The 12,820-nt window shown below is 60.3% G+C and carries 8 protein-coding genes; 3 read left to right on the top strand and 5 right to left on the bottom strand.

What is annotated here, in order from left to right; all coding sequences use genetic code 11:
* Positions 1-10 precede the first annotated feature (10 nt).
* The gene (locus FHW94_RS09790; protein WP_168555658.1) at positions 11-793 is read left to right on the top strand and encodes a phage Gp37/Gp68 family protein; all 783 of its coding nucleotides are present in this window, start codon (positions 11-13) and stop codon (positions 791-793) included.
* A 33-nt stretch (positions 794-826) separates the two neighbouring features.
* Positions 827-2,080 (top strand): three-Cys-motif partner protein TcmP, encoded by a 1,254-nt coding sequence (locus FHW94_RS09785; protein ID WP_168555657.1) that lies wholly within the window; start codon positions 827-829, stop codon positions 2,078-2,080.
* 70 nt (positions 2,081-2,150) lie between these two features.
* Here FHW94_RS09785 and FHW94_RS09780 read toward each other — a convergent pair whose 3' ends face one another.
* The 5 genes from FHW94_RS09780 to FHW94_RS09760 all read right to left on the bottom strand — a co-directional run bounded on the left by FHW94_RS09780 (position 2,151) and on the right by FHW94_RS09760 (position 11,496).
* On the bottom strand, positions 2,151-4,217 hold the full coding sequence (locus FHW94_RS09780) for a 3'-5' exonuclease (protein WP_168555656.1): 2,067 nt from the start codon (positions 4,215-4,217) through the stop codon (positions 2,151-2,153).
* Positions 4,214-4,528 (bottom strand): hypothetical protein, encoded by a 315-nt coding sequence (locus FHW94_RS09775; RefSeq protein WP_168555655.1) that lies wholly within the window; start codon positions 4,526-4,528, stop codon positions 4,214-4,216. Before FHW94_RS09775 ends, FHW94_RS09780 begins: the two co-directional genes overlap by 4 nt.
* Positions 4,525-7,458: a site-specific DNA-methyltransferase gene (locus FHW94_RS09770; RefSeq protein ID WP_168555654.1), complete on the bottom strand. Its 2,934-nt coding sequence runs from the start codon at positions 7,456-7,458 to the stop codon at positions 4,525-4,527. Before FHW94_RS09770 ends, FHW94_RS09775 begins: the two co-directional genes overlap by 4 nt.
* The gene (locus FHW94_RS09765) at positions 7,458-10,445 is read right to left on the bottom strand and encodes a DEAD/DEAH box helicase family protein (protein ID WP_210425598.1); all 2,988 of its coding nucleotides are present in this window, start codon (positions 10,443-10,445) and stop codon (positions 7,458-7,460) included. Before FHW94_RS09765 ends, FHW94_RS09770 begins: the two co-directional genes overlap by 1 nt.
* A gap of 175 nt (positions 10,446-10,620) precedes the next feature.
* Entirely contained in the window at positions 10,621-11,496 is an 876-nt protein-coding gene (locus tag FHW94_RS09760) for a WYL domain-containing protein (protein WP_246866053.1), read from the bottom strand.
* Positions 11,497-11,642: 146 nt separating this feature from the next.
* Here FHW94_RS09760 and FHW94_RS09755 point away from each other — a divergent pair, with 146 nt between their 5' ends.
* The gene (locus tag FHW94_RS09755; protein ID WP_168555651.1) at positions 11,643-12,815 is read left to right on the top strand and encodes a hypothetical protein; all 1,173 of its coding nucleotides are present in this window, start codon (positions 11,643-11,645) and stop codon (positions 12,813-12,815) included.
* Positions 12,816-12,820 lie beyond the last annotated feature (5 nt).

Here is a 12,820-nt window from a genome sequence, read left to right as displayed (position 1 = left end):
AGGGAACGGCATGGCTGAAACGCAGATTGAATGGACAGATTCCACCTGGAATCCGGTGGCTGGCTGCTCGATCGTCAGCGCCGGTTGTACAAACTGCTACGCGATGGAGATGGCGAAGCGGCTCGAAGCGATGCGCATGGAGAAATATGCCGGACTGACCCGGCAAAGTGGCAAGCGCACTATCTGGAGCGGCGTCGTCCGAGAAGATCCGGCTTCGCTCGGCATCCCCCGTCGTTGGAAGAAATCGCGGAAGATATTCGTCAATTCGATGAGCGACCTGTTCCATGAACAGGTGAGCGATGCCTTCATCCTCGAAGTGTGGCGTGTCATGCGCGAGACGCCGCACCATAATTACCAGATTCTCACCAAACGCCCTGAGCGCATGGCGTCTATCGTCTCGACACAAATCAAGGATGTCCTACCAAATGTGTGGCTGGGGACCAGTATCGAAGATGCCGACGTCGTGGATAGGATCGATCATCTTCGAACGGTGCCGGCAGCCATTCGCTTCCTGTCGTTCGAACCTCTGATCGGTCCAGTTGGGGATGTCGATCTGTCCGACATCCATTGGGCTATCGTGGGTGGCGAGAGCGGCCGAGCCGCTCGGCCGATCCGCGAAGCATGGATCGATCAGATCCATGACCAGTGCGCGGAATACGAAACCGCTTTTTTCTTCAAGCAGTGGGGAACGTGGGGCAAAGACAATAAGCGCCGGTCGAAAAAAGCCAACGGTCGAGAATATCGCGGGCAGACCTGGGATGAAATGCCGTCCGCCGTTGCGGGCGCCGTGTAATCACAAGGGGAACGGCGTTGGTAAGGGGGCAGGATGGCGGAAAAGCCGTATGAGTGGGCTGATGGTGCGACGCTGGAGGATCATTCGCGACGCAAGCACAAGATACTTCGGGAGTATTTCGCCGAATATCTGACTGTCCGCTGCAAACTTCCACAGCAGGAACGGTTCCGCCTGGCGATCGTCGATGGGTTCGCTGGGGGCGGTCGCTATCAGTGCGGCACCGCCGGCTCGCCTTTGATCTTCGTCGAGGAATTGAAGCGGGCGATCGAGACGGTCAATATCCAGCGCGCGGCGCAGGGCATCGGGCTTATCGAGATCGAATGCCTGCTGATCCTGAACGATCATAGCCGAGATGCGATCGAGGCACTGAAGGCGAACATCGCGCCTTTGCAAGCGGAGATCGTGGAGAATGTCCCGAAGCTTCATTTGCGCATCGCGTATCTGACCGAGGCGTTCGAGGTCGTTTATCCGCAGATGAAGGCGCTGCTCGATCAGGGTCGTTACCGCAACGTCCTCTTCAACCTGGACCAGTGCGGCCACAGCCATGTTCAGCGTCAAACGCTGCTCGACATCATGCGCTCCTATCACTCGGTCGAGATCTTCTACACCTTCGCGATCGAGGCCTTGGTGTCGTTTCTGCAGAAGTCGGACCCGATCCAGCTCGCAGCCCAGCTCCGGCCATTCGACATCGATGCCACGCATCTGGGCACGCTCAATGGCGCGATGAGCAAGAGCAATTGGCTCGGCGCAGCCGAGCGACTGGTGTTCGAAACCTTCCGGACCTGCGCGCCCTTCGTCAGTCCATTCTCGATCAACAATCCCGATGGATGGCGATATTGGCTGATCCACTTCGGCAATTTCTACCGAGCGCGTCAGGTCTATAACAACATCCTGCACGAGAATAGCAGTGCCCAGGCCCATTTTGGCCGGTCGGGCCTCAACATGCTGAGCTATGATCCGAGCCACGAAGATGGATCATTATATCTCTTCGATCTCTGCGGCCGCGAAGCGGCGAAGACCCAGCTTCTGACGGACATTCCCAAGCTTATCTCTGGTTCCGGCGATGTCATCGGCGTGAGCGATTTTTACGAGAGCATCTATAATACGACGCCGGCGCATATGGATGACGTGCATAGCGCGATTATCGAGAATCCGGACGTTGAAGTCATAACGCCCGCGGGGGGTGAGCGTCGCAAGGCGAACACCATCGCCATAGGGGATATGCTCAAGCTCAAGCCGCAAACGAGCTTCTACCCGATGTTCCTCAGAGCAGGGCCTCGGCAATGAGCATGGCGCCATGCCGCCAAACTTTTCCAAACTTCCGGGGCCACCTTGGCCAACGACCTACCGGCGAGCTTCAGTGTCTAACGCTGGCTCCGAAATCATCGAAATACTCGGAGGCAGGCCGCACGCCAGTCAACAAAAGATGTTCGCGAGCTCGCGTGCAGGCAACGTAGAGCAGCCGCCGCTCGGTTTCGTAGATTTCGTCGAGTTCAGCTTCGTCCGCCGCGTCGGCGACGCGCTCGTCCAGCGGCAGGATGCCCTGATCGCACGCCATCACGACTACAGCGCGGAATTCGAGTCCCTTGGCGAGGTGCATCGGCGCTGTGGTGATGGCATCGCCTTCAGCTAAGTCGGCCAATGCCGCACGAGCACGCGCAACGAGATCTGGGGTGCGGACGAAAACGCCCACCTCGTGAGCGGCCACGCCATCGGCAATCCATTCGGCGATCGCTTCACGCACTACGGTAGCTTCGTCGGCGTCGGAGGCAAATGTTTCGATCTGGGGTGGCGGTCCGTCGAACACCGAGACAATGCCTCGCCGCTCGTCCTCCAGGCCATCAACGTCCCGCAAAACGACGGGCAACAGATGGTCCGCTGCCTGCCGTATCTGCTGCGAGGTGCGGTAACAGACTTTAAGCGTGTGTGACCGGCCGCGGACCGCTACGCCCAAGCTCGACCAGGAATAGGGATGCTGAAAAATTCGCTGACCCATATCGCCGGCAAGAAGCAACGCGTCGGGTCCGGCCGGTGCGAGGGCAGCGAAAAAGCGCAGTTCCGCCGGCGCCAGATCCTGCGCTTCGTCGAGAATGATGTGATCGAAAGGCTTGCGCGACCGGCCGGCCAGCGTCTCCGCCAGCCCGGTGAAGACCTGCGCCCAGGTCGTGTAGTGCTCCGCCGCCAGCACCGAACGCACCGCCTCGAAAACCGGCCATAGCCGCTCGCGTTGGTTCGGGCCGAGCCGGCTCTTGCGCCCCATCCGCTGCACCGTTGCATAAGCGTCGAACGTCGTAATGCCCCACGCATCAATGACGTTGGTCCATTCGGAAAGCAGGAAGCGATCCGAAAAGCCCTTGAGCTGGGCGGCCCTGGCTGCCTCGCTCAATCGCTGGCGTAGCACGGCGTCCGACGCGATGCGCGGCCGGACGCCGTGTTCGAGCTGATACATCTGCTCGGCGATACCGCGAAAGGAGGCCGTCGTGATGCGCGGAACGATGCCGCCTGTCTCTGGTGCGAGCACCAGCAGCTTCTTCGCCATCGCATCGGCAAGCGGCTGCGAGAAGCTGGCGAGCAGGATGCGTGCGTCGGAATTCCCCCGTGCAAGTCGCACGGCGCGGTGGATTGCGACAATCGTCTTGCCGGTCCCCGCTGATCCCGCGACCCGCGCCGGCCCAGTGAAGCTGCGTTCGGTCAGATCGCGTTGCGACGGGTGGAGGAAGACGCCCCATTTCTCCCACGGAAACGCCAGCGCCTGTTCGAGTTCGTCCTGGTCGGCAATCGGTCGGATACGCCGCAGCGCATCGGGATGCGCGAACGGATCGGCCGTGGCTGACGTCGGCGCGGGCGCCGCCAGAATGCCGGTTGCCGCATATTCGAGCAGTGCCTCAGACGCCTCGCCGGGTAGATGTTCGGCGAGCGAAAAGAAGCCCTCCTCGGTAGCCGCGCGGACATCGGCGAGCCAGTCCGCCGGCACGCCGATCGACAGCAGGGCATCGTCATCGAGCGCGGCAAATAGCTGCGGTTGCCGGACCGGAGTTGCTACTGCTGCAGGCGCGACGAAGTCGAACGTCTCAGGTGCCGCGACCTCCTCGACCCGCTCGCGCACCTCGACGATCTGAACCGCGCCGGTACGCGGATGCGCCTCGATCCGCCGGCGCTCGGCCCAGGCATAGGCGTCGTCGTGGTGACCAACATAGGCTACCAGCATCGAATCGCCGGTCTTGTGAACGATCAGCCGCACGTCGCGATTTACCCGCGCCGACCAGAAATTCGCGTCCTTGCTCTTGTCGATCCGATGGAGCTGAAGCCCGTTGCCAGTAGGATCTATTTGCAGGTCAAAAACGCTGGCCTTCACCGCCTTTTGGTCCTGGTTGGACAGGCGATTGAAGGCAGCAGTGAAGGTTTCGGCAAGAAGGAAATTCATGGCGACTTGTCGCCTTTCCCGTCTGCGGCTTTACGCGCCGTGGCGTCTTTTGCGCGCTGCAAGCTCAACCCGCGCTTGATCTCGGCTTCCGTGAAACCGGCGTCGCGAAGCGACTGCGCGAGGGCTGCGTATCTTTCAATACGAAGTGCTTGTTCATGTCGAGCTATCGCCGCCGCACGCGCCTTCTTGCCTCCCGTCTTTCCAGAATTGATTGGCAAGCGAGACGTCACACCGCCGTTGCCGAACCAGCCCTTCGAGCCGGGGCCTATCGTCGTCGATCCGCCGTTGTAGCTGCCGCCCTTGCCCTTCACACCCCAAACACCTTCATCACCTCGTCGCCGAAGTGGTTGATCACCTTTACCGCGATCCGCCCGCTCGCCGGCCGCTCGAACGGGCGCGACGTGTCAGAGTAAAGCGTAGCCCAGGCATCCTCGTCGATCTCGGCCTGCAGAGCGGTTTTGAGGCTCTTGTAGGGGTCGTTCGCCCCCAGGAAATAGGCATGGCGAACAAAGAAGCTCTCTTCGTTGTAGTCGGTGTCGATGAACCACGCGGCAATACCCTTGGTGTCGCTCGATCGGATGTCGCCGGTGTTGGGATCGAACACGTCAACGCCGTTCACCTTGATGCGGATCGTCGTGCCGCCGTCGTCCAGCACCTTTACATCTGGTTCCCCGAACACGACGAACATATTGCCGCGGCCGGTGTTCTTCAGCTCCTCCGACATATGCATGTCGGGGTTGATTCGCGCCTTGAGGATAGTGAGGCTGCCGAGCTTGTCGAGCTCGGACGAATGCGCGTCGAAGTTGAAGGCGCAGGCGATCAGAACGTCGAAGCGATTGTCCACCGCCTCGCGTGCGGCGGCGACCAGGTCCTGCCGGCCGACTGTGCCATATTCAGGGCCGATCAGGATCGCGGCGCGGCGTTCCGGTCCGTTCTCACCCTCGATGAACGTGGCGGCGGCGCCGATGAAGTTGCCGGGCCAAGGCACAATGCTTTCAAATGTGATGCGGTCGCCCTTGGCCTGCTGCTTGACGCCCTCGGCCTTGAGGTAGTCCATCACGATCGCGGCGAAGTCATGCCCGGCGAGATCGGCATCTGCGGCGGAGCGGTTGCCGTAGGCGGCCTCGGCCGTCTCAATCAATTCTTCTTCGCTCGCGGGGAGGATGCGATGGGGTGACAGGCTCTCAACCGTGAACGGTCCGGCGACCCGGACGCGGGCGGGATCGGCATAGGGCTTGTCGTAGAGATATTCGACGTCCGCGCGCGCTGCGATGCTGGCGTCGATTTGGCGTTGGCGCTCGATCCGCGCCTCCCACCACTTTGCGTGAGGTTCGACGGCAGCGGATGGCGCGGTGGCGGGCAGCTCGCGCGGGATCTGCCATTCCTCCCACGTCTCGCCGGTCACCGCGTTAAGTTCGGCGCGCAGCGGTTCGAGCACCGCCTGCCACTTCTCCCAGATATCGTCGATCAGCGGGTTGTTAGCGATCGAACTGAGCATGATGTGCGGAACGCGGTCGTAGACGAAACCCTGGCGAATATCGTTGTGAATTGGCGTTTCAGGTGGCACCGTCTGCGTGAGCGCGGCTTCCTTGGCGCGGCCCTCGCGGCTGTCGGCGAGGAGATACCATGGGTAGCGCGCGGACATCAGTCGAGTGCGCGCGAGCGCGAGCGCAACACGACTGGTGTCCATTGTGATCCAGCGCCGGCCCCATTGCTCGGCGACATAGGCGGTCGTACCCGACCCGCAAGTGGGATCGAGCACGAGATCACCGGGGTCGGTAGTCATCAGAATGCAACGCTGAATTACCTTTTGCGCTGTCTGAACAACGTAAACTTTATCTTCCGTAAAGTTGCCAGTTTGCGTGTCACTCCACACATTAGAGACCGGCAACGCGTCGAAATCGTCGAGGAAACGAACATATTGAATGCTATTCTTAGCCACCCAGATACGGCCCGCCCTTGCTAGGCGTTTCAGCCCCTCGCCATCGGTCTTAAACGTGCCTTTGCCCGATGGGAATTTACGACCCTGGTGCTCAAAGAAACGAACATCTCCTTCACCCGCTGGACGGGAACTAGTGATATTGTCTGCCCTGAAAATCCGCTCATCGTCCCTCAGCGTGTCTGCGCCGGCTCCTGTGCCCAACCGCCTGAAGCTTCCGTCCGGACGCATGACTAGCTTGTAGACCTGATCTGTCGAAGCACCGGCACTCTTGGGCTGCAGGGGATCTCTAAATTTCAGCGCCTTGGCATTATTCGCATACCAGAGAAGGTAGTTGGAAGCAGAGGGCAAATTGGCGTTAGCGCGACCGGTAGTCGTTTGATAGGCAATCTGATTAACGTGGTTATCTGCCCCAAAAACCTCATCCATCACTGCCCGCACGCGGTGCACATTTTCATCGCCTATCTGCACAAAGATTGACCCGCTCTCGGTCAGCAGGTCGCGCATCGCGGTCAATCGGTCGCGCAGATAAGTCAGGTAGCTGTGGATGCCGTCTTTCCAGGTGTCGCGGAACGCCTTCACCTGTTCGGGTTCGCGGCTGATGTCGGTCTGCTTGCCATCCTTCACATCGCGCGACTGGGTGCTGACCTGCCAGTTCGAGTTGAACTTGATGCCATAGGGCGGGTCGAAATAGATGCACTGGACCTTGCCCTTCAGGCTCTCGCGCTCGGACAAGCTGGCCATCACCTGAAGGCTGTCGCCCAGGATCATTCGGTTCGACCAGTGGCCCTCATGCTTGTAGAAGCCTTCCTCGATCCAGTCCTTTGGTAGTCCATTGAAGTCGGCGAACATGTCGGGCGCATCGGTGGCCGCCTCGCGCGCTTCCGCCGTGCGGCGCTTCAAATCCGCGATGATCGCCTGCGGTTGAATCTTTTCCTGGATGTAGAGCGGCGGCACGTTGACGATCAGGTCGGACCAGTCCTGCCGATCCTTGCCGCGCCACACGAGCTGGGCATCCGACAGCGTCAGCGTGCCAGTCTCGGCCAACTCGGCCTGCTGGGCCTCGGTGATCGTGATCCGCGCCCCGTTCCAGATGATTTCGGGCACGCTCGGTTCCTCTTCGGTTCGTGTCTCGCCCTCGGCCAACGGACGGGCTCGGGGATAATGTTTCGGGGGCAGCGGATGCGTGTCTTCCTCGCGCCGGAAGAAGCTCTCCATCTCGGCCGTCGGAATGTTGCGCCGCGTCGCCTCGGCGTGGCGCAGCGCATCGATCTGCTTGGGGGTGCCGGGCTTGCGGGCCATCAGGCGGCCGCCCCGTCGATAAGCTTGGTGACCAAAGCCTTGAACTCGTCATCGGTGGTGTAGGGATCGGTGAATTCGGCGAATGCCCAGCGGCCATAGCCGCCGAGCGCGTTGACGCCAGGCACCCACAGCTCGCGCGCAGTTTGCGCCTTGGCCTTGTCGCTCTCGTCGCGTTGGCCCTTCATTTCCAGAACCAGGTTGAGCGGCTCTGCTCCGGTTTCCAGGCGGACCAGGAAGTCGGGCAAGTAGCGCCGCATGGCGCCACCATCGAGATAGGGAATTTCGAAACCGAGTGCCTGGTTCTTGGCATAGGCAAGTACGCGGTCGTGCCCTTCCAGTGCCTGCGCCAACGCCACTTCCCAGCTTGAATCCTTGACGACGTGACTGATCTGGGATCGGGGCGGTTGAGCCCCGGTCTTCCAGCAATCCTTGGAGGTGATGAAGTTGACGTGCCGTGTCGATCCGTTCGGATTATAGGGGTCGAGCACGGCGACGACGTGGCCGCCGCCGCCGCGGGTGCAGGCGATGTCGATCTTCTCCGCCGCGCGGGCGAGCTGCTCTTGATAGAGGATTGCGCCGATCGGCACGCCCTTGGTGACCAGATACCCTTCGTCGATCCAACGTCTTGCGAGCCGCTGGATCTGAGGGAACAGATGCTGTTTGGGAAAGCCATCTTCGTCGCGGAAATGCGTGTAGAGCAGATGTTTGGCGAGGTTGAAGCTAATCTCGGAGGGGCGCAGCTGCGACAGGACTTCCGGCGTGATCGTGACGCCGGCGCCCACGATGCCCTCCATCGTCACCGAAGTCGGGCCAATGTCCTCTGGCGTGATGACGAGGCGGCTGTCTTCGTCGAACTGGGCATTCAGACGCTCGGACGGCAACTCGCGGCGGTAGCCACTGACACGCGGAAAGCGGATTTCAAGATCGGCTCGCTCGGCGATTGCATGGACGCGAGTGACAGGCTTGGGCGGCTTAGGATCGACCTTCTGCGGCGATCGTGCGAAGTCGAAGGGGATGCCCATGATGTCGGCATACTCGACGTCGAACAGGCCCTCCTTGTTGAGCTCATAGGATTGGCGGCGCAGCCCGCGCCCCACGACCTGTTCGCACAAGAGTTGCGTGCCGAACGCGCGAACGCCGAGAATGTGGGTGACCGTGTTGGTGTCCCAGCCTTCGGTCAACATCGAGACCGAAACCACACAGCGGATCTGCTCGCCCAGGCGACCAGGCCGGCCGACGGTGTTCATGACCTCGCGCAGCAGGTCGGTTTCGTTGATGTCGCCCTTCACCGCTCCGGCACCCTCGCGGGCGGCGAGTTCGCGCTTGAACTGTTCGATCTCGACCGATGCTGCTTCCTTGAAACCCTTGTCGAGCGCCTCACCGGCTTCGAGCTGGCGAGAGTCGATTAGCAACGTCCGGGGGCGCGGCAGCCGGCCGCCATGCTCGTCATAGTTGCGGAACAGTTCGAGATGGCCCGCATGGAAAGCGGCGCGCTCGCCCGCGTCCGCGTCGCCACGCTCGAATCCAGCGATCCATTCGAACACCAGCTTTGAGATGGCGGTGTTTTGGCAGACAACGATAAACACCGGCGGCACGCCGATGCCGGCTTTCTGCCAGCGCTCGAACTCTCCCTGATAGTGACTGTAGAGAGAGTTTAGCGCCGTCAGCAGCAGCGGATTGAGGTCGAACGGGCTGAGCTTGTTCGCACTGGCCGTCGATTTGGGCATCGACTTGCCGATATGCTTCCACAAATCGCGATAGACGACCGTGTCAGTCTGCACGAGGTTGTCAGTGACGGGCACTCGCGGAAGCTTGACGATACCGCTCTCGATCGCGTCCATCAGGCTGAAGTCGGATACCACCCAGGGAAACAGGGTGCCCTCTTGATACCCCGAGCCGCGGAGAAAGAACGGCGTAGCCGACAGGTCGTAGACCGCGCGGACGCCGCCGCTTCGCTTGCCCTTCTTGAGCTGCCGGTCAAGCGCCTCGATGCCGTTGATCCATAGGCGTGCGGCTTCTTCGTTCTGCTCGGCTTCCTTCTTCTCATCGCCGGTTAGCGCACCTTCTGTATCGCCGCCGACCTTATGACGGTAGCAATGATGCGCCTCGTCGTTGATGACGTTGACGCGCTCGAACCGCAGCAGCTTCTCGCACGCCCGCTCCAGCATCTGTGCATCAGTTTCGATCGTCCTGATCGGTTCCGGATCATTTCCCTGCAGGAAGCTGCGGGCCGCCTTTGGCATCGCCAGGGTCTCGCGATGCTGGAACGTGTGATAATTGGTAATGACGATCTCGGCCCGCCGAATTTCCGGCAGCATCTCGGGCGGTACGATTTCGCGCGAATCGTAATAGTTGCCGGGCTCGCTGGGCTGGAGGACACGCAGGCGATCCTTGATCGTAATACCTGGCGCAACGATCAGGAACGCGCGCGAAAAATCCTTGGTTTCCTTGCGCGCCGCATTGATCGCCTGCCACGCGATCAGCATGGCCATGACGGTCGTCTTGCCGCTGCCGGTAGCCATCTTCATCGCGAGGCGGAAAAGTGCGGGGTTCGCCTCCTCATTATCCTTGGCGATCTGATCGAGCAGACCCCGAGTCGCTGCTCGCCGCGGTGCAACCTCGGTCAGCCAAATCATGGTCTCGACGGCTTCGATCTGACAGAAGAACGGCCGAGGGCCAGCCCACTCATCCTTCGGTCGCCGCCAGTGTTCGAGCAGTCGTTGCGTTGCTGGCGTTACGCCCCAATCGGCTGGATTAGGGATAGCGCGCCACGTATCGACATAGCGGCGGATCTCATTGATCTTGGCGTTTTCGGTGTAGGTCTCGAGGTCAAGCGATGCCTGCGCCGCAGCAGCCTTCTTTCGCGATGCGGGCACGGGCACAATGAATTTCGACGGCCGGCGCCCTTCGATCGGCGCCCCCTCGATTGGCTGACCGGTATCGTCCAGCGGGTGATACAAGGACGGCGGCGCGTAGGGTGAGTTCAAAATTGGTCGTTCGTAAAAGCTATTCGCCACCTGTGCCCCCTCGCTCCGGCTTCATCATGGAGAGGCTGAGCAACGCCCTGATAGAGGATCGTCAGTCATTCCTGAATCCATTTTTTAAATGCGATAGAAATGAATATTCCTTGCTAGAAGGAACGTCGAAGTCCCAGCGCAGGCGCTAGAGCGACCAATCAGCCTTGCGCATAGCCTCCGCTGTCTCGTCGGCATTAATCGCAATAATGTGCTGAGTTCTAGGAGATTTTGTCTCCGGGTTATCAAGAAGACCAAGCCGCCTCAGGACGTAAAACAACATTGCATATCGGATTTCGAGTGCTTTCGTTCCAGCGTCCATTCCATAGTCTTTCTCAACACCAGTGCGTTGATTCTGGCTCAGCCCGGGGTGTGGGCCAATTAAGACAACAAATCGGTCATTCCACATGTTGTCACGGTCGCCACCGAGACCAGGTTCGTCGAAATCACGGGCTCCGGTTATGCGTGGAATAAGGAAGTCCCTGAAACGGTCGCTTTGGTGACAATATGCGCGGACGTGCCAGCGAAAGCCGTCGAAGCCAAATGCGTGCGGAGTTATCCGCCGCCAGCCGGGGTCAGGCATGCTCATGGATTGGTATCGCACTTCCAGCGAGCGCTTCTCCCGCACCGCCTTTAAAACGGACTGTAGACAACCGGCATCGACGTCACGAGCTGGATTGAGCACGATGTCTATTTCCGGTGGGGAGCCAAGCCAAGTCTCAGCCGGCTCCATCAACCCCTCTCCAAACGATCGGAGCCGAACCAAGTATTCTGACGGTCCTTCCGTAAGGAAAACGGAACTGAAGTGAGGGCCCGCCACGTACCGCTTTGATATCTTGTCGTAGATGGCGTTTCCTGGCGCACGCTCTTGGTACAGCGTTAGATCCTTGGAAGCCTGCGGCTCGGAGACACCGAACGTCGTCATTATGTCAGACCGGCGCACACCGCCCTCCCAAAAAAGGCGGAATTCGATGAATTCGAGCCGTCGCTCGACCCCCCACTTAATCTTGCTTGCAGGTTCCAATGCGCAATTCCCCATGTGGGTATCAAAACTATATGGACATCATTATGAGTCCCATGTATTTTCTATCCCCATAAACGAATCGAGTCAATCGCTGGCCTGCATGGCGGAGCAGCGATTGCGTCACGGTTCAGGCGAAAGGGATTCAAATGACTGCGACGCTCACATTCTTCCCCGTTTGCAACGGCGATATGACGCTGCTGGAACTCGATAACGATCAGAAGCTCCTGATCGACATCCATGTCCGCAAAGCGGCCGACGACCCAGACGACAACACGCCTGATGTGATGGGACAGTTGCGTGATCGCCTGAAGCGCGACGAAAAGGGACGTCTGTACGTTGACGGCTTCCTGCTCAGCCATCCCGACAAGGATCATATCGGCGGCCTCATCAGCCATTTTCATCTCGGGCCACCGGACGACTGGGTGAAAGCTGACGACAAGATCCTCATCCGTGAGATGTGGTCGTCACCGATTGTGTTCCGGCGGTCGTCGAAGACCCACGTCCTGTGTGACGATGCAAAGGCTTGGGCGAAGGAAGCGCGCCGGCGCGTCGCGCTTTATCGGGAAAGCAAGGTGATCGGGACTGAGGGCAATCGCATCCAGATCATGGGCGAGGACATCGACGGCAGGACCGATGACATCCTCGGGATCGTCGTCAAGACCGAGAGCCTGATCACAAGCCTCAATCGCATCTCGGCGGGGGCGTTCGAGGCGCGCCTGCTCGCTCCCATACCCCAGGGCGATGACGAGGAATTGGATGAGTTGCTCGCCAAGAACCGCTCATCCGTGATTCTTCGCTTCTCCATCCGCGGCGCCGGCTACGCGGACAAGTGCCGTTTCCTCTCTGGCGGCGATGCCGAAGTCGCAATCTGGGAGCGGCTGTGGGACAAGCACGGCACCTATAACGCGAACTGGTTGGAATACGACATCCTCCAGGCGCCACATCATTGCTCCTGGCATAGCTTGAGCTACGACAGCTACTCGACCTATGGCGAGGATGCGGAAGTCTGCGACAGCGCGCGCAACGCCCTCGCGCAGATCCGCAAGGGCGCGATCGTGGTCGCGAGCTGTGAACATATCGACCCTGAGGATGCCGACCCGCCTAGCGACCGGGCCAAGCGCGAGTATATCTCGATTGTCGACGGCAAGACCGATCGCTTTATCTGCGTCACTGACATCTGGGATGATGAGCAGCAGCCGCTCCGCTATGAGATTGGGGCGAGCGGCATCGTCAAGGCCGTCAAGAATGCCGCACGGGCAGCAACATCGGCCCTGGGCATCGGCGCAACGGCCGCCCAAGCTCGCCCGCACGGCGGCTGACCGTG

The sequence above is a fragment of the Novosphingobium sp. SG720 genome, from assembly GCF_012275365.1.
Lineage (GTDB): Bacteria > Pseudomonadota > Alphaproteobacteria > Sphingomonadales > Sphingomonadaceae > Novosphingobium > Novosphingobium rhizosphaerae.
This window is presented reverse-complemented; position numbering and strand designations above follow the sequence as displayed.

Bases quoted from the DNA above. Each gene is read 5' to 3' on its own strand.
- FHW94_RS09770 (WP_168555654.1), bottom strand. From the start codon at position 7,458: ATGGCCCGCAAGCCCGGCACCCCCAAGCAGATCGATGCGCTGCGCCAC.
- FHW94_RS09780 (WP_168555656.1), bottom strand. From the start codon at position 4,217: ATGAATTTCCTTCTTGCCGAAACCTTCACTGCTGCCTTCAATCGCCTG.
- FHW94_RS09785 (WP_168555657.1), top strand. From the start codon at position 827: ATGGCGGAAAAGCCGTATGAGTGGGCTGATGGTGCGACGCTGGAGGAT.
- FHW94_RS09755 (WP_168555651.1), top strand. From the start codon at position 11,643: ATGACTGCGACGCTCACATTCTTCCCCGTTTGCAACGGCGATATGACG.
- FHW94_RS09790 (WP_168555658.1), top strand. From the start codon at position 11: ATGGCTGAAACGCAGATTGAATGGACAGATTCCACCTGGAATCCGGTG.